The sequence below is a fragment of the Pseudomonas sp. B1-22 genome, assembly GCF_050474425.1.
GTDB lineage: Bacteria > Pseudomonadota > Gammaproteobacteria > Pseudomonadales > Pseudomonadaceae > Pseudomonas.
Map to the genome: position 1 here is coordinate 1,160,023 of NZ_JBCHVH010000001.1, position 20,655 is coordinate 1,180,677.

22 protein-coding genes are annotated in these 20,655 nt (G+C 66.5%); 6 read left to right on the forward strand and 16 right to left on the reverse strand.

Annotation, left to right across the window (positions count from 1 at the left end):
- Entirely contained in the window at nucleotides 1–507 is a 507-nt protein-coding gene (locus ACQ5BL_RS05435; RefSeq protein ID WP_243804795.1) for a DUF1993 domain-containing protein, read from the reverse strand.
- A 92-nt stretch (nucleotides 508–599) separates the two neighbouring features.
- Complete coding sequence (locus ACQ5BL_RS05440; protein WP_430292853.1) at nucleotides 600–1,313, reverse strand: endonuclease; 714 nt, start codon at nucleotides 1,311–1,313, stop codon at nucleotides 600–602.
- A gap of 297 nt (nucleotides 1,314–1,610) precedes the next feature.
- Here ACQ5BL_RS05440 and ACQ5BL_RS05445 point away from each other — a divergent pair, with 297 nt between their 5' ends.
- Nucleotides 1,611–1,967 (forward strand): hypothetical protein, encoded by a 357-nt coding sequence (locus tag ACQ5BL_RS05445; RefSeq protein ID WP_243804793.1) that lies wholly within the window; start codon nucleotides 1,611–1,613, stop codon nucleotides 1,965–1,967.
- A gap of 4 nt (nucleotides 1,968–1,971) precedes the next feature.
- On the opposite strand, the gene ACQ5BL_RS05450 is transcribed toward ACQ5BL_RS05445, so the two are convergent.
- Both ACQ5BL_RS05450 and ACQ5BL_RS05455 read right to left on the reverse strand, forming a co-directional pair.
- The gene (locus tag ACQ5BL_RS05450; RefSeq protein WP_207883212.1) at nucleotides 1,972–2,157 is read right to left on the reverse strand and encodes a hypothetical protein; all 186 of its coding nucleotides are present in this window, start codon (nucleotides 2,155–2,157) and stop codon (nucleotides 1,972–1,974) included.
- 94 nt (nucleotides 2,158–2,251) lie between these two features.
- Complete coding sequence (locus tag ACQ5BL_RS05455) at nucleotides 2,252–2,557, reverse strand: transcriptional regulator (RefSeq protein ID WP_207883214.1); 306 nt, start codon at nucleotides 2,555–2,557, stop codon at nucleotides 2,252–2,254.
- 218 nt (nucleotides 2,558–2,775) lie between these two features.
- On the opposite strand from ACQ5BL_RS05455, the gene ACQ5BL_RS05460 reads away from it, so the two are divergent.
- The gene (locus ACQ5BL_RS05460; protein WP_243804792.1) at nucleotides 2,776–3,165 is read left to right on the forward strand and encodes a hypothetical protein; all 390 of its coding nucleotides are present in this window, start codon (nucleotides 2,776–2,778) and stop codon (nucleotides 3,163–3,165) included.
- Nucleotides 3,166–3,352: 187 nt separating this feature from the next.
- Here the strand turns inward: ACQ5BL_RS05460 and ACQ5BL_RS05465 are convergent, their stop codons facing one another.
- From ACQ5BL_RS05465 to ACQ5BL_RS05480, 4 genes are all read right to left on the reverse strand, one after another.
- Complete coding sequence (locus ACQ5BL_RS05465) at nucleotides 3,353–3,919, reverse strand: flavin reductase family protein (protein ID WP_243804791.1); 567 nt, start codon at nucleotides 3,917–3,919, stop codon at nucleotides 3,353–3,355.
- A gap of 21 nt (nucleotides 3,920–3,940) precedes the next feature.
- Complete coding sequence (locus tag ACQ5BL_RS05470) at nucleotides 3,941–4,861, reverse strand: bestrophin family protein (RefSeq protein ID WP_243804790.1); 921 nt, start codon at nucleotides 4,859–4,861, stop codon at nucleotides 3,941–3,943.
- Between the two features lie 156 nt (nucleotides 4,862–5,017).
- Nucleotides 5,018–5,893: a 3-hydroxyisobutyrate dehydrogenase gene (mmsB, locus tag ACQ5BL_RS05475; RefSeq protein ID WP_243804789.1), complete on the reverse strand. Its 876-nt coding sequence runs from the start codon at nucleotides 5,891–5,893 to the stop codon at nucleotides 5,018–5,020.
- 94 nt (nucleotides 5,894–5,987) lie between these two features.
- Entirely contained in the window at nucleotides 5,988–7,496 is a 1,509-nt protein-coding gene (locus ACQ5BL_RS05480; protein ID WP_243804788.1) for a CoA-acylating methylmalonate-semialdehyde dehydrogenase, read from the reverse strand.
- Between the two features lie 130 nt (nucleotides 7,497–7,626).
- On the opposite strand from ACQ5BL_RS05480, the gene ACQ5BL_RS05485 reads away from it, so the two are divergent.
- Entirely contained in the window at nucleotides 7,627–8,523 is an 897-nt protein-coding gene (locus ACQ5BL_RS05485) for a LysR family transcriptional regulator (RefSeq protein WP_243804787.1), read from the forward strand.
- Nucleotides 8,524–8,682: 159 nt separating this feature from the next.
- On the opposite strand, the gene ACQ5BL_RS05490 is transcribed toward ACQ5BL_RS05485, so the two are convergent.
- Together ACQ5BL_RS05490 and ACQ5BL_RS05495 are read right to left on the reverse strand one after the other, a co-directional pair.
- Nucleotides 8,683–9,384 carry a YebC/PmpR family DNA-binding transcriptional regulator gene (locus ACQ5BL_RS05490; protein ID WP_207883228.1) on the reverse strand — a complete coding sequence of 234 codons (702 nt, stop codon included), beginning with the start codon at nucleotides 9,382–9,384 and terminating at the stop codon, nucleotides 8,683–8,685.
- A gap of 263 nt (nucleotides 9,385–9,647) precedes the next feature.
- Complete coding sequence (locus ACQ5BL_RS05495) at nucleotides 9,648–11,048, reverse strand: PLP-dependent aminotransferase family protein (RefSeq protein ID WP_243804786.1); 1,401 nt, start codon at nucleotides 11,046–11,048, stop codon at nucleotides 9,648–9,650.
- A gap of 164 nt (nucleotides 11,049–11,212) precedes the next feature.
- On the opposite strand from ACQ5BL_RS05495, the gene ACQ5BL_RS05500 reads away from it, so the two are divergent.
- On the forward strand, nucleotides 11,213–11,986 hold the full coding sequence (locus tag ACQ5BL_RS05500; RefSeq protein WP_243804785.1) for a class II aldolase/adducin family protein: 774 nt from the start codon (nucleotides 11,213–11,215) through the stop codon (nucleotides 11,984–11,986).
- A gap of 83 nt (nucleotides 11,987–12,069) precedes the next feature.
- Nucleotides 12,070–13,098 (forward strand): ABC transporter substrate-binding protein, encoded by a 1,029-nt coding sequence (locus ACQ5BL_RS05505; RefSeq protein WP_243804784.1) that lies wholly within the window; start codon nucleotides 12,070–12,072, stop codon nucleotides 13,096–13,098.
- Nucleotides 13,099–13,376: 278 nt separating this feature from the next.
- Here ACQ5BL_RS05505 and ACQ5BL_RS05510 read toward each other — a convergent pair whose 3' ends face one another.
- On the reverse strand, nucleotides 13,377–14,003 hold the full coding sequence (locus ACQ5BL_RS05510; protein ID WP_243804783.1) for a class I SAM-dependent methyltransferase: 627 nt from the start codon (nucleotides 14,001–14,003) through the stop codon (nucleotides 13,377–13,379).
- 118 nt (nucleotides 14,004–14,121) lie between these two features.
- Between ACQ5BL_RS05510 and ACQ5BL_RS05515 the strand changes: the two genes are divergently transcribed.
- Entirely contained in the window at nucleotides 14,122–14,832 is a 711-nt protein-coding gene (locus tag ACQ5BL_RS05515; RefSeq protein WP_243804782.1) for a 2OG-Fe(II) oxygenase, read from the forward strand.
- Nucleotides 14,833–14,882: 50 nt separating this feature from the next.
- On the opposite strand, the gene ACQ5BL_RS05520 is transcribed toward ACQ5BL_RS05515, so the two are convergent.
- From ACQ5BL_RS05520 to ACQ5BL_RS05540, 5 genes are all read right to left on the reverse strand, one after another.
- Nucleotides 14,883–16,343, reverse strand: a complete 1,461-nt coding sequence (locus ACQ5BL_RS05520) for a mechanosensitive ion channel domain-containing protein (protein ID WP_207883238.1) — start codon at nucleotides 16,341–16,343, stop codon at nucleotides 14,883–14,885.
- A 61-nt stretch (nucleotides 16,344–16,404) separates the two neighbouring features.
- Nucleotides 16,405–17,049 (reverse strand): histidine phosphatase family protein, encoded by a 645-nt coding sequence (locus tag ACQ5BL_RS05525; RefSeq protein ID WP_430292854.1) that lies wholly within the window; start codon nucleotides 17,047–17,049, stop codon nucleotides 16,405–16,407.
- Nucleotides 17,050–17,277: 228 nt separating this feature from the next.
- Nucleotides 17,278–18,237 (reverse strand): biotin/lipoyl-binding protein, encoded by a 960-nt coding sequence (locus ACQ5BL_RS05530; RefSeq protein ID WP_207883242.1) that lies wholly within the window; start codon nucleotides 18,235–18,237, stop codon nucleotides 17,278–17,280.
- Nucleotide 18,238: 1 nt separating this feature from the next.
- Nucleotides 18,239–18,445, reverse strand: a complete 207-nt coding sequence (locus tag ACQ5BL_RS05535; protein WP_207883244.1) for a DUF1656 domain-containing protein — start codon at nucleotides 18,443–18,445, stop codon at nucleotides 18,239–18,241.
- Nucleotides 18,435–20,600, reverse strand: a complete 2,166-nt coding sequence (locus ACQ5BL_RS05540; protein ID WP_243804780.1) for an FUSC family protein — start codon at nucleotides 20,598–20,600, stop codon at nucleotides 18,435–18,437. Before ACQ5BL_RS05540 ends, ACQ5BL_RS05535 begins: the two co-directional genes overlap by 11 nt.
- Between the last annotated feature and the right edge of the window lie 55 nt (nucleotides 20,601–20,655).

Consider the following 20,655-nt stretch of genomic DNA (forward strand, 5'->3'; position numbering starts at 1 on the left):
TCACACGCCGCCGAGGTAATCCATCTTGCCGACCTCCACGCCGTTGTGGCGCAGGATGTCGTAGGCGGTGGTGATGTGGAAGTAGAAGTTCGGATTGACGAAGCCGAGCAGGAAATCGGCACCGCTGAAGCTGATTTCGCGGGTGCGCAGCTTCAGCTCGATGGTGCGGTTCTCCGCGCCTTCGAATTGTTCCGGCTTCAGGGTATTGAGGAAGTCGATGGTCCTGCTGATCCGCGCCTGCAGCTCGGCGAAGGTGGTTTCCTCGTCGGGATAGCTCGGCACTTCGACGCCGGCCAGGCGCGCGCCGGCGCCCTTGGCGGAGTCACTGGCGATCTGCACCTGGCGCGCCAGCGGGAACATGTCCGGCGCGAGGCGGGCGTTGATCAGGACGGAGGGATCGATGGACTTGGCTTCGGCATGGGCGGCAGCCTTGGCGAGGATCGCCGAGAGGTTGCCGAGCATGCGGATGAAGACGGGAACGGAAGCCTGGTAGATCGAGAAGGACATGCTGCGTACTCCAGACAGGGGAAAAGGGCGCTCGCCATGTGCGAGACGACTGTCGGAGTCTACTGCCGGACCTGCGGCTCTGTCGCCTGGCTTCAGCGCCTGGCAACGCGCGGCGACGGGCAGCGGCTGGTGTCGATCTCGCCGACGTACGGGTTGCCCCAGCCCATCACGCAACCGACCATCTGGTTGCGCTGGCGCTCCCAGGTTTCCACCGGGTACTGCTTGCTCCAGGCGGTGAACAGCTGGCGGTCCTGGCTGGAAAGCTTCAGGCCGTAGCGGTCGCTCATGTAGAAGTAGGTGCGGGCGATCATTCCGCGGATCTGCGGACGGGGCATCGCCTTGCGCGCCTTGAAGTCCACCACCATCGGGCAGGCGCCGTATTGCGGCGGCTGCTGCGGCAACCAGGCGAAGCTGAAGTTGGCGCGGTCGCCATTCACCTCGCCAATGCTGGGCACCAGGTTGTGCAGGTCGGCCTCGGCCTTCTGGTACACACGGTCATTGCGCGTGCAGTTCTTGCGTCCGCCGTTCTGCCAGCACTGGCGCTGGTGGCCGATCACCCAGGCCGGGACGATGTGTTCCCACTCGATGCGCGAGGCGCGGTTGGCGTTCTTGCGCGGGGCGTAGCCGCAGCTCTTCAGGTCCACCGTGTTGCCGCTGTAGCGGCAGCCGCAATAGAACTCCACCGACTGCCGGGCATAGAGCTTGCGACCGATCTTCTTGGCTTCCTCGAAGGTGCGCGGTGCGGCAGCGGAGGCAACGGCAGGAATGGTGAGAAGCAGCAGCAGGGACAGGCAGCGTCGGAACATGAGGTATTCCTTACGAAAGTGCCTGCATCTTACTGATTGGAAAAGAATTGCCAATCGTGGCAATCGAATGGCAAGCCTGCCTTGAGCCTGTCGAGCGAGGTTTTCAGGTGGATTTTTTTGGGCAGAGCGTCATTGCGGGGGCAATCAGCGGATTTTCTTTACATTAAGGATTATGTTTTAAGTTTAACTATATGAAATTAAACAATTTATTTTTAGTTATCCTTTCCGATGTCTGACCTGCACAGTGCTTGGAGGGATTGGTATCCTGAAGCCTTCCCAGCGATTCCGGAGCCACCCATGAAGAATCTCGGAAGCCTCGCGCTCATTGTCTGCTGCGCCCTGGCGACACCCGTGTTTGCGCAGCAGCGCTTCTCTGGCCATGTCGAGCCGCAGTACCAGGGGCAACCGCCGGCTCAGTCGCAATGGCAGCAATCGCCACCGGTGGTTCAGCGGATCTATGTCAGTCCGGGGGCCAGTGGCAGCGTGAGCGGTTCGTCGAACTGGCAGCGCCAGGATGGGTACGGCGGCATGCAGGTGCCGAGCGGCTACGGCGAGTCGCGTTCGAGCACGGTGATCATCGATCAATCCGGAGGGGGCGTCCGGCAGAGCATCGAATACCCGGGCGGAACGGTGTACCCGTATACGCGGCCCTGACGGCTCACTCGGTCAGGTCGCTGCGAGTCAGGCGGGATTTGCGCAGGCCACCATGGCTGTAGAACAGCCCGGTATCGCCGCGCCAATGGAACAGGGTGGCGAGGAAGGCGGAGCTGACACGGCCGACATCCCAGCTGCGCAGTTTGCGGTAGGCCCAGTGCCAGCTGTCGGCATTCGAAGAATCGCCCATGGAATCGTCCTTGATTCGGAAAGCGGAAGTACCAAGGACGTTAGTGCGCAGGACGGGGCTGCGCAAGTCTCCGCTCCCGCGCACGGTCCGGCGTTCAGCTGGCCGCCGCCTCCTCGACGTATTCCTTGAGCCAGCGCAGCACCTCCACGGCGTCCCAGCGGCTGGGATCGAACATCGCATAGGCCTGCCCCTGGTAGCCGACCACGTCCAGCGGACGGTGGTAGCCGGCGCGCTGCAGCAGCGCCTCGATCTCGGCGAAGCAGGTGTTGAAATGCGTGCGGCTGAAGGGCGTCTTGCCTTCGGTGACCAGCCCCTCGAGCAGCAGCTCCTGGACGGCATCGCTCACCTCTTCGATAGCCATATGATTCACGGTGTATTTCAGCTGATGGATACTCACCATCGCTCTGCTCCTTGAGAGGGGCTGACCCTCGTTATGCGGCGCTCCGTGAAGCTGGCCCGTCGCGCCTTTCGTCATCGTTGAGTGAATGTTCTCAAAATACTGTATGCATGAACAGTATTTTGTGATTACCATTGCCTCGCTGTCTGACCGAATCCATGGAAGCCCGCCGGACGCCCACAGGCGCACGGGGTCCGTCGACGAATGAGGAGGGTGTAGCGATGCTGCGAAAACTGATGGCGTGCGGGATGCTGGCGATACTGATGGTGCTGGTGGGCTGCGCGGAGCCGCCGATGGACGTGCCCAGGGCCAATGGCGCCTATCTGATCATCGAAGGGCGCGAGGCTTGGGCGGTGTTGATCGCCGACGGCAAGCGCATTGAGGAGCGCGGTACGGTGCACGACGCCATCCGCCTGCCGAAGGAGCGCTCCAGCATCGCCGCCAGCTATGTGATCGACACGCCAAACTGCGGCCGGCTGCAGTGGCTCACCGAGACGGAAGGCGATTCCGTGGTGCGCCTGACCCCCGGTGACGATGAGCAGGATTTGTCCGCCTGCCGGATCAGCGGCGGTCTCAGTCGGGTCTGGACGGCGCTGGATTATTCGAGCTGACAGCACCCGGTCGGGCGACGAAAATTGTTGCAATTGGTACGGAAGTCTTCACGATTTTTTCACGAGCGCGGGCGGAGTATGAATCCCAGCTAAAGGATTAGCTCCCCAATGAAAAAGCCCGCATACGAGCGGGCTTTTTTATGCCTGCGATTCGGCCGGACGCGCCGTCAGCGCGGGCCGCGAGCGGTCAATTGCGCGCGACCTGGAAGGCCTCGCCAGTGGCAAAGAAGGCTCCGCCGGCCTGGTAGTGAATGGTGCGCAGATCATCGCTGGGGAAGTGCCAGCGGCCATTGGAGAAGGCGCGCTCGTCCGCATAGGCGGCGACCACCTCGGCGATGAACAGGTCGTACTTGTCCTGGTTGTTCGGCTCGCTGATTACCTTGCATTCCAGATAGGCCACGCAGCCATCGACGATCGGCGCCTCGATCCGGCGCGCCCGCGAGGTGCGGATATCCAGTTGCTCGAACTTGTTCATCTCGCCGCCATTGCTGGAGCCGACCGCCAGGGTCAGCTCCGCCTGCTGGCGCGAGGGCAGCTGGATGACGAAGGCCCCGGCGCCTTCCACCAGATGACGCGACCAGGTGTTGCGGTCGAGTACCAGCAGCAGCTTGGGCGGGTCGAAGTCCAGCGGCATGACCCAGGCGGCGGCCATCACGTTGGCGACGCCATCGTGTTCGCTGGTGACGATAGTACTCGGGCCGTGGTTGAGCAGCAGGTAGGCCTTGTTCAGCGGTACGTTTTTCAGGTGACTCATCGAGTGTTCCTCGGGGCCGGATCAGAGCAGCAGGCCATTCACCGGCTTCAGCGGTTCGGGCAGGGGCGACTCGCCGAGGATTTCCAGCACGGCGATTTCCAGGTTGCGGCTCATGGCGTCCAGCGGCAGGTCGTTGGGTTGGGTGTCGAACGGGTCGGCGATCTGGTCACCCAGGGCGTCCAGGCCAAAGAAGGTGTAGGCCAGCACGCACACCGCCAGCGGGGTGAACCAGCCGATGCTGTCGACCAGGCAGAACGGCAGCAGGAAGCAATAGACGTGCACGATGCGGTGCAGCATCAGGATGTAGGGGTAGGGAATCGGCGTGTTGCGAATCCGCTCGCAGCCGCCCAGCACGTAGGAGAGCCGGGTCATCTGCTGGTCGATGGCGGCCAGGGTGATGTCGCCGGCGCCGGCCTCGCGGGCACGTTTGGCGAAGCGCTCGCCGAGGCTGGCCAGCAGCGCGTTGGTCGGGGTGGCGCTGGCGTTCAGTGCAGCGGCCTCATCGGCGCCGAGCAGGCGGCGCACGTCCTCGCTCTGCGGGGTGCCGCGCAGGTGGTCGCGCAGCACATAGGCGAAGGCGATCAGTGGGTTGCACAGGCCACGGCGGACTTCCGCATCCAGATCGGGCAGCAGCGAGCGGGTCTGGCGGGCCAGGTTGCGCGTGACGATCAGCAATTCGCCCCACAGGGTGCGCGCCTCCCAGAAGCGCTGGTAGGCCACGTTGTTTCGGAAGCCGAGGAAGATGGCGAGCGTCAGGCCCCAGAGGGTGAAGGGCGTGGAGGTGATGACCACCTTGTAGTGGTAGAGCGTGCCGTGGGTGGCGACCACCAGCGAACTGAGCAGCACCGTGTAGAGCACCTTGCGCCAGATGGCCGGGATGATCGAGCCCTTGAGCGAGAACAGCAGGACCCAGAGTGTCGGGGTTTGCGGGCGGAGGATCATGCGGCGGCATCCGGAGGCGGCGGAGCGGGCATGATAGCTGAGATGGGTGGGGTGGCGGTGGGCGCGGTGGTCAACCGTAGGAGCGGACTCCGTCCGCGATAGGTCCGCATCGCGCCGGAGCCCATCGCGGACGGAGTCCGCTCCTACGCAGGGCTGTCAGCCCTGCTGGTACAGCTTCACGATCGCCGAGAAGTCCAGCTGGCCGTTGCCCTGGTTGCTGAAGGTCTGGAACAGCTGCTGGGCCAGCGCGCCGAGCAGCACCGGCTGGCGCACCTGGCGGGCGGCCTCGCTGGCCAGGCCCAGGTCCTTGAGCATCAGGTCGGTACCGAAGCCGCCGCTGTAGCCGCGCGCCGCCGGGGCGCCGGTGAGCGGGTTGTTCACTTCCGAGCTCCAGCAGCGGCCGCTGGAGGTGTTGATGATGCCGGCCAGCACCTCGGCATCCATGCCCAGCTTCACGCCCAGGGACATGGCTTCCGCCACGCCGATCATGGAAATGCCCAGCAGCAGGTTGTTCGCTACCTTGGCCACCTGGCCGTTGCCGGTGCCGCCGCAGTGCACGATGTTCTTGCCCATGGCCGCCAGCACCGGGCGGGCACGCTCGAAGTCGGCCTGCTCGCCGCCGACCATGAAGGTCAGGGTGCCGGCCGTTGCACCGGCGGTGCCGCCGGAGACCGGTGCGTCGAGCATCGGGTTGCCGTGGGCGACGGCGGCGGCGGAGACCTCGCGGGCGTTCAGCGGGTCGATGGTGGAGGAGTCGATCAGCAGCACACCGGGCTGCACGTTGGCCAGGATGCCGTTGTCGCCGAGGAAGACCTGCTTCACGTGGGCGGCGGCAGGCAGCATGGTGATGATCACCTCGACGTCGTCGCGGGCCACGTCAGCCGGCGAGGCGAGGGCGCGGGCGCCGAGGGCGACGGCCGCTTCCACGGCCTTGGCGGAAAGGTCGAAGACGCTCAGGTCGAAGCCGGCCTTGAGCAGGTTGGCGGCCATGGGGCCGCCCATGTTGCCGAGTCCGATGAAACCGATGCGCATGGGGTTGTCCTCTTGTTCTGATGGTCGGACAGGAAACAGGCCCCGGCCCGCCAGCATCCTGGCTGGCGTCCGGGGCGGTTGGGGCGGGAAGGGCTTACTTGAGGTGGATGGTGGTGTTCACCGCGCCGCCCACTTCGTTCTCGTCGAACCAGCGTTCGGTGACGGTCTTGGTCTGGGTGTAGAACTGCACCACCTGCTTGCCGTACGGGCCGAGGTCGCCCAGCTTGGAACCGCGCGAACCGGTGAAGGAGAACATCGGCACCGGCACCGGGATCGGCACGTTGATGCCGACCTGGCCGACGTCGATCTCTTCCTTGAAGTGCCGCGCGGCCGCGCCGGAGCGGGTGAACAGGGCGGTGCCGTTACCGTTGGGGTTGGCGTTGATCAGCTCGATGGCCTCGTCGAAGGTCTTGGCCGACACCACGCAGAGCACCGGGCCGAAGATTTCCTCGCGGTAGATGGTCATCTGCGGGGTGACGCCGGAGAACACGGTCGGGCCGACGAAGTTGCCCTTGGCGTAGCCGACCACCTGCGGGTTGCGGCCGTCCAGTTCCAGCTTGGCGCCTTCCTGGGCGCCGCGTTCGATCAGGCCGCTGACGCGATCCAGCGCCGCGCAGGAAACCAGCGGGCCGACGTCGGTGTTGGCCTCGGTGCCGCCGCTGACCTTGAGGCTCCTGGCCTTGGCCACCAGGTCGGGAATCCATGCGTTGGCTTCGCCCACCAGGATGACCACCGACAGCGCCATGCAGCGTTGCCCGGCGGCACCGAAGGCGGCGCCGGCGATGGCGTTGAGGGACTGCTCCTTGTTGGCGTCGGGCAGCACGATGGCATGGTTCTTCGCGCCCATCATGCACTGCACGCGTTTGCCGGCCTGCGAGGCGCGGTTGTAGACGTGGGTGCCGACACGGGTCGAGCCGACGAAGGACACGGCCTTGATGTCCGGGTGGTCGCAGATGGCGTTCACCACGTCCGGGCCGCCATGGATCACGTTGAGCACGCCCGGCGGCACGCCGGCTTCATGGGCCAGCTCGACCAGGCGCATGGTCACCATCGGGTCCTGTTCTGACGGCTTGAGGACGAAGGTATTGCCGGTGGCAATGGCCATCGGGAACATCCACAGCGGGATCATCGCCGGGAAGTTGAAGGGAGTGATGCCGGCGCAGACGCCGATGGGCTGCAGGAGGGTGAAGGTATCGACGCCGCCGGCCACGTTGTTGGCCAGCTCGCCCAGCTGCAGGTTGCCGATGCCGGCCGCGTGCTCGACCACTTCCAGGCCGCGGAACACGTCGCCTTCGGCGTCCGGCAGGGTCTTGCCCTGTTCGGCGGTGAGGATCGCCGCCAGTTCCTTCATGTTCTCGCGGATCAGCTGCTGGTACTTGAGGAAGATGCGCGCGCGGGTGCCGATGGGCGTCTTCTTCCAGGTCTTGAACGCGGCCTTGGCGCTGGCCACGGCGCGGTCGACTTCCTCGGCGGTGGCGAAGGGCACACGGGCGAGGACTTCCTGGGTGGCGGGGTTGATCACATCGCGCCATTCGGAGGTGGTGGACTCGACGGGCTTGCCGTCGAGGAAGAGTTTGACGGTAGGGACGGCAGTTGCGGTCATCGGGATTCTCCCAGCCTGAGGCTTTCTTGTTGTCTGGATCGATCCTAACAGTGCATTTTTGATGTTCTCAATGCGGTGATGTGCAAGTATGGTCTGCGTTTTTGCACAATTGCCGCAGAGTGGGGCGATCATGGATTGGGATAACCTGCGTTTCTTCCTCGAGCTCTCCCGCGCCGGCAAGCTCACCGTGGCCGCCCGCCGCTTGGGCGTGGACCACACCACGGTCGCCCGTCGCCTGCAGGCGCTGGAGAAGAGTATTGGCGCGCAACTGCTGGTACGCGAGCCGGGCGGCTACCGCCTGACCGAGGCTGGCCATGGCCTGCTGCCCCAGGCCGAGGCGATGGAGAGCGCCTGCAAGGTGATCGAGAAACGCCTGGCCGGGACCGAGGACAATCTTTCCGGCAAGGTGCGCATCGGCGCCACCGAGGGCTACGGTTCGACCCTGCTGACTTCGCAACTGGTGGAGCTGAACCGGCGCCATCCGCACCTCGGCGTCGACCTGCTGGCGGTACCGCGTGCCTTGCAGCTGTCGCGCCACGAGGCGGATATCGTGATCACCCTGGAGCGGCCGGGGCGCGGCCCCTACCTGATTACCCGGCTGACCGACTACGTGCTGCGCCTCTATGCCTCCAAGGACTACCTGGCCGAGCGCGGGCCGATCCGCAACCGCGACGACCTGCGCGAGCACGCGCTGGTGGGCTACGTCGACGACCTGCTGTACAGCAAGGAACTGCAATACCTCGACGAAATCGGCCGGCCGCTGCACATGGCGCTGCGTTGTACCAGCATTCTCGCCCAGCAGCGCGCGGTGGCGGAGGGCGCGGGGCTGGCGATCCTGCCGGCGTTCGCGGCCGCCGAAGACCCGTCGTTGCAGCCGGTGCTGGCGGGGGAGATCGAATTCGTGCGGACCTTCTGGATGCTGATGCCGACCGAGCTCAAGGACATCGCGCGGATGCGCACCACCTGGGATTTCCTGCGGGAGAAGGCGGAGGGGAGCCAGGAGGTGCTGATGGGGCGGATGGGGTAGTGCGCGGGATTTGCGCGCGCGTGGCGCGCTGATCGCGGGCATGGCCCGCTCCTACAAGGTACGTGCGGAATTCACCTGTAGGAGCGGGCCATGCCCGCGACAGGCGGACAACGTCCGCCTCAACGAAAACGGGCGGCCTATTGGCCGCCCGTTTTCATGTTACGCCAGACCGACGTAAAGGTTCTGCACGTCGTCGTTGCCGTCCAGGGCATCGAGGAAGGCTTCAACCTCTTCCAGTTCGGCGCCGGACAGGCTGACCGGGTTCTTCGCCTTGTAGCCCAGCTTCGCCGAGGCGACGGTGAAACCGTGCTCCGGCAGGGCGCGGCAGACGGCGTCCAGGTCGGTGGAGTCGGTGAGGAACAGGGTGTCGCCGTCTTCCTCGCCCGGCTCGAAGTCCTGGGCGCCGGCTTCGATGGCGGCCAGTTCCGGATCGGCGTCGGCGCTGGCCGGGGTGGCCTCGACCATGCCCAGATAATCGAAGTCCCAGGCTACCGAGCCGGACGCGCCCAGCTGGCCCTTGCGGAACAGCACGCGGATTTCCGCGACGGTGCGGTTCACGTTGTCGGTCAGGCACTCGACGATCACCGGCACGCGGTGCGGGGCGAAGCCTTCGTAAACCACGCGCTCGAAGCTGGCGCCGCCGTCCAGCAGCCCGGCGCCTTTCTTGATGGCGCGCTCCAGGGTATCGCGAGGCATCGAGGCCTTCTTGGCCTGCTCGACGACCAGACGCAGTTTCGGGTTCATGTCCGGATCGGCGCCGTTACGCGCGGCAATCATGATTTCCTTGGACAGTTTGCCGAAGATGCGGCCCTTGGCGTTGGCTGCGGCTTCTTTGTGTTTGGCTTTCCACTGGGCGCCCATAGTGATCTCTAGCTGGCGGTGACTGATGGACGGCAAGTCTAAGGGCTGGCGCGGCCGCTGGCGATATCTGGCGGACCGGCGCGTGATTTTCCGCGGGCGATTAACCCGGCTTGACATCGTCATGACGGCGGATAACGCCGGAGGCGTTATCCGCCCTGCACGGAACTGTTGTAGATGGGCGGGGCTTTTCGTAGGAGCGAGCTTGCTCGCGAACTGCCCAGGGATGGAGTCGCCGGGAAGTCCGTTCGCGAGCAAGCTCGCTCCTACAGGTTGTCGCTGCCCTGGGCAGAGAGAAAGGCGTACAGCCGCTCATCCAGCGAGTGCGCGACGTTGAAGCGCATCCACGGCACGCTGCGGCCGTCGGGCATGAACAGCTGGCCGGGGAACAGCAGGATCTTCGCCTCCTTGGCCCGGCCGGCGAGCAGGGTGGCGTCGTCCACGGCGCGGTGCCGGGCCCAGAGGAACAGCCCCGCGCGCGGCTCGTGGAAGATTTCCAGGCCGGCCGCTTCCAGCCGCCGCGCCACGCTGTCGTGGGCCTCGCTCAATTGATCGCGCAATTGCTTCACATGCTTGCGGTGGCGGCCCTGGAGGAGGATGTCCAGCGCCAGGGTCTCGGTGAGCTCCGAGCTGGTCAGGCCGCTGACCATCTTCAGCGGCACCAGCTCCTCGATCAGTTCCGGGTGGGCGGCGATGAAGCCGGTGCGCAGCGCCGGGGCGATGACCTTGGACAGGCTGCCGATGTAGATCACCCGCGCCAGCTGGTCGAGGTTGGCCAGCAGCAATTGGCCGGCGGGGTCGAGGTCGGCATAGATATCGTTTTCGACGATGAGGAAGTCGTATTTCTCCGCCAGTTGCAGCAGACGGTGGCTGGCCGCGAGGGACAGGCTGCCGCCGGTGGGGCTCTGCAGGCGCGCCTGGGTGAAGTAGACCTTGGGCCGGTGCTCGCGGGCCAGTTGCTCCAGGCGGTCGAGGTCCAGCCCGTCGGCGCTGCGCGGTACGCCCAGCAGCTGAGCACCCTGCAGGCGCAGGTTGAGGAACAGGTTGTGGTAGCCGGGCTCGTCCACCAGCACCGGGTCGCCGCGCTGTACCAGGTAGCGCACGGTCAGGTCCAGCGCCTGGCTGGCGCCGGCGGTCAGCAGGATCTGTTCGGGGCTGGCGGCCACGCCGGCATCACCCAGGCGGTCGGCCAGCTTGCCGCGCAGCCTGGGGTTGCCCTTGCTGTGGCCGTAGTTGCCGAACTGCGAGGGTTCTTCCCGCGCCAGGCTGCGCAGCCCGCGCAGCAGGCCCTCGCCATCCAGCCAGTGCTCGGGCAGCAGGCCGACGCCGGGGCGCAGCTCCATGCCCAGCGGCTGGAACACCTTGTGCAGCAGCAGATGGGCGTCGAAGTCGAACTCCGGCGGCGCTTCGCTGCCGGCACTGTCGTCGATGACCGGGCCGCGCACGTAGAAGCCGGCGTTGGGCACCGCATTCAGGCAGCCGCGCGCCACCAGCCGGTCATAGGCTTCGACCACGGTGAAGTGGCTGACGCCGTTGGCCTGGGCGAACTTGCGGATCGAGGGCAGCTTGGCGCCGGGACGCAGGCGCTGCTCGTCGATGGCCTGGGCGATGCCTTCGACGATCTGGGTGACCAGGGGAATGTCCGAAGTGGAGTCGAGCAACAGCATCCGAAGGTCCGTTCAGGTGAGGGGAAATCTGTACAGGTCCCGCGACCATAACAGCACTGCAGGCAGTCCATCGCCCCTGTGCATGGCGTACCGGCGCGCCGGCCAGCAGTATCGGCCCCGTGATGCGGCAGCGCGCCGCACCGGCCTGATAACAAGGAATCGCCATGCGTGACACAGCTTACAACATCGACCCATCGAGCATTTCCGCCGAAGAGTGGCAGGCGCGTTGCGACCTCGCCGCGCTGTACCGGCTGATCGCGCATTTCCGCTGGACCGACCACATCGACACCCACATCTCCGCGCGAGTGCCGGGCGAGCCGGGGCATTACCTGATCAACCGCTACGGCGTGCTGTTCCACGAAATGCGCGCCTCGGACCTGGTGAAGGTCGACCACGCCGGTGATGTCATCGACCCGCGCTTCGGCCCGAAAAGCGTCAACCGCGCCGGCTTCAACATCCACTCGGCCGTGCACGCCGCCCGCGAGGACGTGGCCTGCGTGATCCATACCCACACCGCCGCCGGCATCGCCGTGTCCGCCCAGGAAGACGGCCTGCTGCCGATCAGCCAGCACGCGCTGAAGTTCTACAACCGCCTGGGCTACCACGACTACGAAGGCATCGCCCTGGACCCGGACGAGCGCTCCCGCCTGGTGCGCGACCTGGGCAGCCACATGGTGATGATCCTGCGCAACCACGGCCTGCTGGCTACCGGGCGCTGCATCGCCGAAGCCTTCAACCAGATCTACTTCCTCGAACGCGCCTGCCAGGCGCAGGTCCAGGCCCTGGCCGGTGGTCGCCAGCTGCGCTACCCGCCACAGGCCGTGTGCGAGCGCGTCGCTGTGCAGGAAGAGGAAGCGCTGGCCGACGGCCTGCACCTGCTGGCTTGGGAATCGGCGCTGCGCCTGATCGAGGACGGCGAGGCGGAATACCGTAGCTGATCCGTTTCATTGTGCCCCGGCCCGTAGAGGCCGGGCGCCTGCGTGCTTTAACCATCTGCCAACAACAAAGCCAAGAGGTGGAAATGAAGAACCCGATTCTGGGAGCCCTGCTCATGGGCGTGGCGTCCGGCGCCATGGCCGCGGACCTGACCGTGATCTCCTTCGGCGGCGCCAGCAAGGACGTGCAGACCGAAGCCTTCTACAAACCCTTCGAGAAAGCCGAGGGGATGAAGGTGATCGCCGGCGAGTACAACGGCGAAATGGGCAAGATCAAGGCCATGGTCGACACCGGCAGCGTCAACTGGGACGTCGTGCAGGTCGAGGGGCCGGAGCTGCTGCGCGGCTGCGACGAAGGCCTGTTCGAACACCTGGACCCGGCGCAGCTGGGCAAGCCCGCGGACTACGTACCGGGCACCGTCTCCGACTGCGGCGCCGGCCTTCTGGTGTGGTCGATGGCCATGGCCTACGACGCCAAGCGCCTGCCCAACGGCCCGACCGGCTGGGCGGATTTCTGGGACACGCAGAAATTCCCCGGCAAGCGCTCGCTGCGCAAGGGCGCCAAGTACACCCTGGAGATCGCCCTGCTGGCGGATGGGGTGAAGAAAGAAGACCTGTACAAGGTGCTGGCGACGAAAGAGGGTGTGGACCGGGCCTTCAAGAAGCTCGACCAGATCAAGCCATCGATCCAGTGGTGGGAATCCGGTGCGCAGCCGATGCAGTTCCTTGCCAGCGGCGACGTGGTGATGAGCACTGCCTATAACGGCCGTGTGTTCGCCGCCCAGGAAGAGGGCGCGCCGATGAAGGTGGTGTGGAATGGCAGCCTGTACGCCATCGACTCCTGGGCGATCCCAAAGGGCAGCCCGAACAAGAAGGCCGCCGAGGATTTCATCGCTTTCTCGCTCAAGCCTGAGCAGCAGAAGATCCATACGGTGAAGCTGGGCTATGGCTCGGTCAACCTGGGGACTACCGCGCTGCTCGATCCCAAGCTGGTGGAGCGGCTGAACACCGCGCCGGCGAACCTGGAGCAGGCGGTGCCGGTGAACTTCGCCTTCTGGGTAGACCATGGCGAGGACCTGGAGCAGCGCTTCAATGCCTGGGCGGCGAAGGGCTGATCCGGGGGCTGGCGTAGTTCGCACCTGCGGGGATGGGTGTTCCCCTGTAGGAGCGGGCCATGCCCGCGATCGCGCCCATGGGGCGCTCCTACAGGCTGACTCCGCTGGCGTAGGAGCGGACCTTGTCCGCGAAATCCAACGCGGAGGAATCCGTGCCTGAAGGGGGCGACCTCTGGCGGGCGCCTGTAGAGCGGACTTTGTCCGCTATCGCGGGCATGGCCCGCTCCTACAGGTTGAGCGCGGCGCGGCTCTTGTAGGAGCGGACTTTGTCCGGGTGGCTACACCTTCCGCCACACACTCGCCAACCACGGCTGCTGCTCCCGCGGCAGCCCTGCCGGCCGGTAGTAGTGCTCCAGCTCTACAAAACCGGCCGCCTCCAGCAACTGCTTCCAGTTCTCCCAATCGTGATAGGAGCCGTAGCGCGGCCCGTTCCAGCCCTCGTCGTTCTGGCCGCGTGGGTTGGAGGCGAACAGCACGCCGCCGGGTTTCAACGCTGAATGCAATTGGCCGAGTACGCGTGGCAGTTCCTGGCGCGGTACATGGAACAGGCTGGCGTTGGCATAGATGCCGTCGAAACGTTCGGCAGGCAGGTCGAGGGCGAGGAAGTCCTGCTGCCACACCTCGCAACCGCTGGCCTCGCGGGCCATGGCGACGAAATTCGGACAGCCGTCCAGCCCGACCGGCATGTGGCCCATGGAGCGGAACACGCACAGGTCGCGGCCGGGGCCGCAGCCGAAGTCGAGCAGGGCGAAGGGCGGTTCGGCCTGGATATGACGCAGCAGGGCAGCGATGTTCTGGCTGACATCGTGCTCCCAGGTGCCTTCGCGGAAGGCGTCGGCGGTGGCCTGGTAGTGCTCCAGGGTCAGCCGGGAAATAGCGCGCAGGGTCTGGTCGTCGAGGCTCATGGCGGCATTGGATGATTCGTCGGAGCTGCCATCTTAACGCGACTTTGAAAGTCAGCCGCGGCAAACAACGGTCGACGCGCAGACCTAGACTGGCGGCATGACCGACCGGAGTCCGCCCATGAACGCCCTTGCACGACAGATCGCCGAACTGGACTGGCCGACCCTGGCCGCGCAACTCGACGCCAGCGGCCAGGCGCTGATCTCCGGCCTGCTCAGCCGATCCCAGTGCGAGACGCTACGTGCACTCTACGATCAGGATGCTCCGTTCCGCAGTCGCGTGGTGATGGCCCGGCACAACTTCGGCCTGGGTGAGTACCGCTATTTCGCCTATCCCTTGCCGGCGCTGGTGCAGGCGCTTCGCGAGGCTTTCTACCCGCCGCTGCGGCGCATTGCCAATATCTGGCATCAGCGCATGGACACCGGAATCAGCTACCCGGAAACACACGCTGACTTCCTCGCCCAATGCCACGCGGCCGGCCAGTTGCGCCCAACCCCCTTGCTGCTGCGCTATGGTGCCGGCGACTACAACTGCCTGCACCAGGACCTCTACGGCGAACTGGCTTTCCCGCTGCAGGTGGCGATCCTGTTGTCGCGGCCTGGCGAGGAGTTCGAGGGCGGTGAGTTCGTCCTCACCGAGCAGCGGCCGCGCATGCAGTCGCGGGTGGAAGTGGTGTCGCTCAGGCAGGGCGATGCTGTGGTGTTCGCCGTGGCCCAGCGACCGGTGCGGGGCGTGCGCGGTTATCACCGGGTGAACCTGCGCCACGGCGTCAGCCGACTGCACGGCGGGGAACGCTACACCCTCGGGGTGATCTTCCACGACGCGCTCTGAGCGCTACCTTCGGCGCATCCCGATGCCGATCACCTTCGCCGGGGCGCGGCTCAGGTCTTGTAGCGGCCCCCGGCATACTGCTTCAGCCAGGCCATCAGGCCGCGCTGCGGCGCCGCCACCGGCTGTTCCACCAGCAGTGCGGCGCTGGCCTTCTGGCGGAAGTCGAGCAGCCGGGTCATGGCTTCGGCGATCTCCTGCCGTGCCTCCAGGCAGGGTCCCAGCACGGCCTTGTCGATGCGATAGACCGCGCCATCGCTGAGTGCGGTGAACTGCGCCTGCCAGGCGGAACCGGTGAGCACGCCGGCTTCGCCGATCACTTCGCCCGGCCCCATGCGGCCGGCTTCGAGGGTTTGCCCGCCGTGGGGCAGGGTCACGCTGACCACCCCGGTGTCGATGATCAGCAACTGGTCGCTGACATCGCCGGCCGCCAGCAGCACCTCGCCGGACTTGAAGGTCCGCCGCTGCATGGTCGCCGCCAGCTCGTCGCGCTCCGCGTCGGCCAGGGCGTCGAACAGGCCTGAGCGCACCAGCAGCGCACGGGCGCGGTTGGCGTGCTCGCGGGCAGGGAGATCGACCTCGCTGAGCAGCTCGATGCCGGCGGCCTGCAGGTGGCGGAAGGCCAGGTCGAAGAGCTGGTTGCGCGCTTCGCGCTTCTCGCCCATGGCCGCGACGAAACCGTTGAGTTCGTATTCCACGCCTTCGGGCGAGGACTTGCGCACGCTCACCGTCGGCGCCGGGTTGGCCAGCAGCATGCGGCAGCCGCCCAGCGCGCGTTCCAGCGCGTCGATGGCCTTGCGCGGGCGCACCCGCGGGCTGAGGGTGAGGCTGAGGCTCAAGCCGTAGAGGTTGGCCGGCCGGCTGAGGTTGAGCACCTTGGCCTTGGCCGCCAGGGAGTTGGGCACCACTGCCAGGGTGCCCTGGGCGGTCTGCAGGTAGGTGGAGCGCCAGTCGATCTCGGTGACCTTGCCTTCGATGCCGTCGATGGAGATCCAGTCGTCCAGTTGGTACGGCTTGGTGGTGTTGAGCACGATGCCGGAGAACACATCGCTCAGCGTGCTTTGCAGCGCCAGGCCGAGGACGATCGCGACCACCCCGGAAGTGGCCAGCAGGCCCTTCACTGGCAGCTCCAGCACATAGCCGGCGGCGGCGATGCTGGCGATGAGGAAGATCAGCGCGCCGACCACATCCTGCAGCAGCCGCCCGGCGTGGCCGACGCGTTGCACCAGGAGGAAGCCGAGCACCACCGTCAGGCAGCGCGCGGCGAACAGCCACCAGATAATCTGCATGCCGGTGGCGACCATGTGGCTGGGCAGGTCGTCAGCCCAGGGCGCGGCGCCCAGCGGGTTCATTCCGGCGTTGAACAGCAGCAGGCTGAACAGGAGGAAGCAGAGTACGCGCGCGGCCAGGCGCCAGTGCGGATGAGCCATGCCGAGCAGGCGCCAGAGCAGCAGGTCGATCAGCAGCAGCGCCGGTGCGGCGAACAGCGGGTGTTGATTGAGCAGGGCGGGCATCGCGCCTCTCCGTGGGACGATGCGCAAAAGATGGCACAGAAACGCGCATCTGGCAGCCGCCTCAGCCGGCGTTCGGTCGACGTGCGAGCTCCGCCCAGTCGGGGACTTCGATTTCACCGGCGACCCACGGCGAGCGGCCGCCGGTGTCGAACAGCACCAGGGTCTCGCCGTATTCCGGCGTTTCGCCTTCGGGCTTGTTCAGGTTCTCCATCAGGCGGTCGAAGCACTCGCTGTGGGTCACCAGCACCAGGTTGCGCCGGGCGGTCTTGTGCTGGCGGATCCGGCCCAGCAGGTCATCGTTCTTGCAGGTGAAGAGCCAGTCCTGGCGGGCGACGCTGTGCTCGAACATCAGGTCCGCCGTCTGCGCGGTGCGGGTCAGCGGGCTGCTGTAGATGTCAGTGGTCGCCAGGCCATAGTGGGCGATGGCCCGGCCCAACCCCTTGGCCAGTTCGGCGGCGCGCGCGGTGATGCCGTCGGCCGCGCCCAGGCAGGGGGCGCTGGAGCGGTCGCAGCGTTCCATGTGGCGGACCAGCAGGATCACCCCGCCCTGTGTCCAGCGTTGCTGGAAGGCGTTGCGGTCGGGGTTGTCCAGTGATCCGGGCAGGATCGAACGCCAGGCGCACAGCGCCAGGGTGATGCCGGTCAGCAGGAGGAGAGCCAGGTAGGGGTTTCTGGCGATGGATCGTACGGCGTGTGTGGGGTTCACAGCGATCCCGGGTCAGAGTGCGAAAGGGCACATGTTGACCGGCGGGAATGACAAACGTGCTACGGAATTGGTGAATCGATGGTTTTCTAGGTTCTGTACGAAAGTCGTCGAGCGAAGGTGAGGCGAGGCAAAAATCGGTGAGGACGCGGAGTTAACTGCAGTTAATGAGCAGTCGGAATCGATTTTTAACGAAGCATCACCGATGCGCAGACACTTTTCGTACAGAACCTAGTGCTCGGACTCCACCACGCTGACCGTCGCCGTGGTCCCTGCGCGCAGGCGGTCGCGCCCGGCGTAGGCGGGGTCGATGGCGATGCGCACCGGGATGCGCTGGGCCAGTTTGACCCAGGTGTAGGTCGGGTTGATGTTGGCCAGCAGGCGGCTGCCGGGCAGGTTCTCGCGGTCGGTGATGGCGAAGGCGATGCTTTCCACCGTGCCGTCGAAGCGCTCGCCGCTCATCAGCTCGACGTGCACCCGAGCGCCTTCGTGGATGCGTGGCAGCTTGGTTTCCTCGAAGTAGCCACTGACGTGGAAGGAGTCGCTGTCCACCACGGCCACCAGCGCGGCACCGGCGGTGGCGTAGTCGCCGGCGCGGGTCAGCAGGTTGGTCACGTAGCCGTTCACCGGCGCCAGCACGCGGGTGCGCTCCAGGTCCAGGCGTGCCTGGCGCAGCGCCGCTTCGGCCAGGCTGACGTTGGCCTGGGCCAGGCCCAGGTTGGCCTGTTCGCGCAGCAGCTGGGCTTCGGCCACGGCCACGTCGGTGCTGGCCTTTTCCCATTCCTCGTTGGAGATCGCCGAGCGCGCCTTCAGCGCTCGCCGCCGGGCCTCTTCGCTCTTGCGCTGATGCAGCAGCGCCTGGTTGGCGACGATGGCCGCCTGCGACTGCCCCAGCGCTGCCCGCGCCACTTCCACCGCGCGTTCGGCGTGCTGCACTGCCAGCTCATAGCGGGCCGGGTCGATGGTCAGCAGCAGGTCGCCCTTGTTCACGTGCTGGTTGTCCTGCACGCGCAGCTCGACGATGCGCCCGGTGACATCCGCCGACAGCGACACCACGTCGGCCCGCACACGGGCGTCACGGGTCCAGGGTGCGCGGGTGTAGTAGACCCAGGCGTAACTGGCCAGCACCAGCGCGAGCGCCACCACGGCGAGGGTGATCAGCGGCGGGATCGCCTTGCGGACGTCGAGCATGTCAGTGCAGTGCCCCCATGAGCAGGATCAGGCTGGCGCAGATGCAGGTGTAGAGCGCGCCCTCGAACAGCGCTTCGTGCCAGACCCGGTGCAGCACGCCGAGGCGGCGCAGCGCCCAGTCCAGCAGCAGGAAGATCGGCAGGGCGAGGAGCAACGCCTGGGCCAGCGGCGGCAGGTAGACGCCGCCCAGTTCGATATCAACGGGCATGGAGCGGCTGTTCCCCATGGTCGTCGTGGAAGCGCGCGGCTTCGCTGTAGAGGTCGCGGAAGCGTTCCAGCAGGGCGGCAGCCACCAGTAGGGCGACGCCGCTGACGAACAGCGGGCGCATCGCCTCGCCGCCGGAGTGGGGCAGCTGGCCCTGTAGTTCGTCCAGCTCCGTGCCCAGCTCGCGCATGGCCGGCAGCACCCGTTGCAGGGGCGCCGCCGGCGGCTGGTCGAGGCAGGCGGCGAGTTCGTCCAGCACCAGTGACAGGCGTTCGCGCAGCGGTTCCGGCAGGCCGTCGGGGTTGAGGCTCTCGCGGCGCAGCTGGTGCAGCACCACGCCCAGGGTCATGCTCGCCAGGCTGCACTGGAAGCGCTCGCCGGATAGGCTGTCGCGGGCCGCCGGCAGCAATCCGAGCATGATCGCCAGGCGGTCCACCATGCGGCTCTCGAAGAGGAAGCGGCGTGCCTCGCTGGGCTTGGACAACAGCACCGCGCGCACCTCGGCACGGGTGCGCCGCGACTGTCGGCGCAGGCGCGCATCGGCGTCGAAGGGGAACACCCAGGCGTACACCAGCAGCGCCAGCACTCCGGCGCAGACATAGCCGCCGGCGAACTCGAACCATTGCAGCGAGGTGTTGATCCAGGCGCCCTGGTTCTGCGGGCCCACCAGCAGGAAGGTGGACAGCCCCAGGCCGATGCCGATCCCGGCGGTCTGCGGGTTGGCCAGGCCGACGGCGATCACGTAGAGCAGCGGGGTGAGGAATAGCGCGAGCATCTCGAAGTCGCCGACGCTGGGCAGCAGCAGGAACTGCAGCAGCGCCGCCGCCACCAGCGCCAGGGCCAGCCCGCGCAGGTAGGCCTGGCTGGCCAGCAGCGGGCGCGGGAAGGTCGCCAGCATGGAGCAGAGGATGCCGACCAGGATCATTCCGGCGCGGGCACCGTCCCAGGCGGTTTCCACCCAGATCCAGCCGGCGCAGCACAGGGCGATGAAGGCGCGGCTGGCGTTCATCAGCGCGAGGTGGACGTCCAGGTGCAGCGAGTGGGCCTGGCTGCGGTGAGAGATGCGATTGCAGGGCCGGCCATCCTGGATCGCATCGCTCAGCTCGATCATCTCGTCCAGTTGCTGCATCAGCCGCGCCTGCTCGATGCGCAGCGCCCAGGCCAGGGAGCGCAGCGAAGTGGGCAGGCCATCGGCCAGCTCCTCGGCCTGGCGCGCGGCGGCGTCGAAGCGTTGGCGCAGGCGGGTGATGCGCTTGCGCACCGGGGCGGGCAGGGCGCGGCCGTATTCGGCCAGCTCTTCCAGGCACGCCAGTTCGTCTTCGCGCAGGCGCTGTACCGATTCCGGGAGCGGTCCGGTGAGGCGGGCCTGGATCAGCTTGCGCTGGCGGCGCAGGATGGCCAGCCGCGAGGTCATCAGCACCATCTGGTTGGCCAGCAGCTGCACCAGTTCATCGGCGCCGCGCAGGCGCGGCGCGTCGAAATACAGGTGGCGGCGCAGCATTTCCAGCGCGGAGATTTCGCCCAGCAGCTTCATCTGCCGCTGCTGGAAATCCTCTTCGGCTTCCTCGCCACGGATCACCGCCGCGGCGTGCACCGCAATCAGCCGGATGAGCTGGTCGACCTTGGCGAAATAGCCCCGCGCCACGCTCTGCGGGCGGGCGAAGAACAGGCTGACCAGGGTTACGCAGGCCACCCCGAGCAGGGTCTCGGTGACCCGGGTAATGGCCAGGGTGTAGGTGGAGTCGGGGGCGGGCTGGGCCAGCAGCGCGACGATCACCGCGGTGAAGCCGCTGAGCACGAAGGCGTGGGAGTGGGTGAAGCGCAGCAGGGTGCCGCCGGCGGTGCAGATCGCCAGCCAGGCCGCCAGGGTGATGATGAAAGGCAGCGGCGCCTGCGGGAACAGCGCCATGATCGCCACCGCGACGAAGGCGCCGACGGTAGTGCCGATCACCTGGGAGAAGCTCTTCTGCAGGGTCATCCCGGCCAGCGGGGTGCTGATGATCACCACCGTCATGGTCGCCCACTTGGGCTGTTCCAGGTCCAGCAGGAAGGCCAGGTACAGGGTCAGCAGCCCGGCGAGCACGGTGCGCAGGGCGAACAGCAGGGTATCCCTGCCCGGATGAATGACAGCGCGCAGGTACAACAGCAGCGATGGCATGCCGGCCCCCTCGTGTCGACGCCCCCGGCGCAGGGCCAGGGCTGGTCAAAACAGT

Bases quoted from the DNA above. Each gene is read 5' to 3' on its own strand.
- ACQ5BL_RS05540 (WP_243804780.1), bottom strand. From the start codon at position 20,600: ATGCCATCGCTGCTGTTGTACCTGCGCGCTGTCATTCATCCGGGCAGG.
- ACQ5BL_RS05480 (WP_243804788.1), bottom strand. From the start codon at position 7,496: ATGACCGCAACTGCCGTCCCTACCGTCAAACTCTTCCTCGACGGCAAG.
- ACQ5BL_RS05445 (WP_243804793.1), top strand. From the start codon at position 1,611: ATGAAGAATCTCGGAAGCCTCGCGCTCATTGTCTGCTGCGCCCTGGCG.
- ACQ5BL_RS05505 (WP_243804784.1), top strand. From the start codon at position 12,070: ATGAAGAACCCGATTCTGGGAGCCCTGCTCATGGGCGTGGCGTCCGGC.
- ACQ5BL_RS05510 (WP_243804783.1), bottom strand. From the start codon at position 14,003: ATGAGCCTCGACGACCAGACCCTGCGCGCTATTTCCCGGCTGACCCTG.
- ACQ5BL_RS05535 (WP_207883244.1), bottom strand. From the start codon at position 18,445: ATGCCCGTTGATATCGAACTGGGCGGCGTCTACCTGCCGCCGCTGGCC.
- ACQ5BL_RS05500 (WP_243804785.1), top strand. From the start codon at position 11,213: ATGCGTGACACAGCTTACAACATCGACCCATCGAGCATTTCCGCCGAA.
- ACQ5BL_RS05465 (WP_243804791.1), bottom strand. From the start codon at position 3,919: ATGAGTCACCTGAAAAACGTACCGCTGAACAAGGCCTACCTGCTGCTC.
- ACQ5BL_RS05520 (WP_207883238.1), bottom strand. From the start codon at position 16,343: ATGCCCGCCCTGCTCAATCAACACCCGCTGTTCGCCGCACCGGCGCTG.
- ACQ5BL_RS05490 (WP_207883228.1), bottom strand. From the start codon at position 9,384: ATGGGCGCCCAGTGGAAAGCCAAACACAAAGAAGCCGCAGCCAACGCC.
- ACQ5BL_RS05470 (WP_243804790.1), bottom strand. From the start codon at position 4,861: ATGATCCTCCGCCCGCAAACCCCGACACTCTGGGTCCTGCTGTTCTCG.
- ACQ5BL_RS05450 (WP_207883212.1), bottom strand. From the start codon at position 2,157: ATGGGCGATTCTTCGAATGCCGACAGCTGGCACTGGGCCTACCGCAAA.
- ACQ5BL_RS05485 (WP_243804787.1), top strand. From the start codon at position 7,627: ATGGATTGGGATAACCTGCGTTTCTTCCTCGAGCTCTCCCGCGCCGGC.
- ACQ5BL_RS05460 (WP_243804792.1), top strand. From the start codon at position 2,776: ATGCTGCGAAAACTGATGGCGTGCGGGATGCTGGCGATACTGATGGTG.
- mmsB (WP_243804789.1), bottom strand. From the start codon at position 5,893: ATGCGCATCGGTTTCATCGGACTCGGCAACATGGGCGGCCCCATGGCC.
- ACQ5BL_RS05530 (WP_207883242.1), bottom strand. From the start codon at position 18,237: ATGCTCGACGTCCGCAAGGCGATCCCGCCGCTGATCACCCTCGCCGTG.
- ACQ5BL_RS05455 (WP_207883214.1), bottom strand. From the start codon at position 2,557: ATGGTGAGTATCCATCAGCTGAAATACACCGTGAATCATATGGCTATC.
- ACQ5BL_RS05440 (WP_430292853.1), bottom strand. From the start codon at position 1,313: ATGTTCCGACGCTGCCTGTCCCTGCTGCTGCTTCTCACCATTCCTGCC.
- ACQ5BL_RS05495 (WP_243804786.1), bottom strand. From the start codon at position 11,048: ATGCTGTTGCTCGACTCCACTTCGGACATTCCCCTGGTCACCCAGATC.
- ACQ5BL_RS05435 (WP_243804795.1), bottom strand. From the start codon at position 507: ATGTCCTTCTCGATCTACCAGGCTTCCGTTCCCGTCTTCATCCGCATG.
- ACQ5BL_RS05515 (WP_243804782.1), top strand. From the start codon at position 14,122: ATGAACGCCCTTGCACGACAGATCGCCGAACTGGACTGGCCGACCCTG.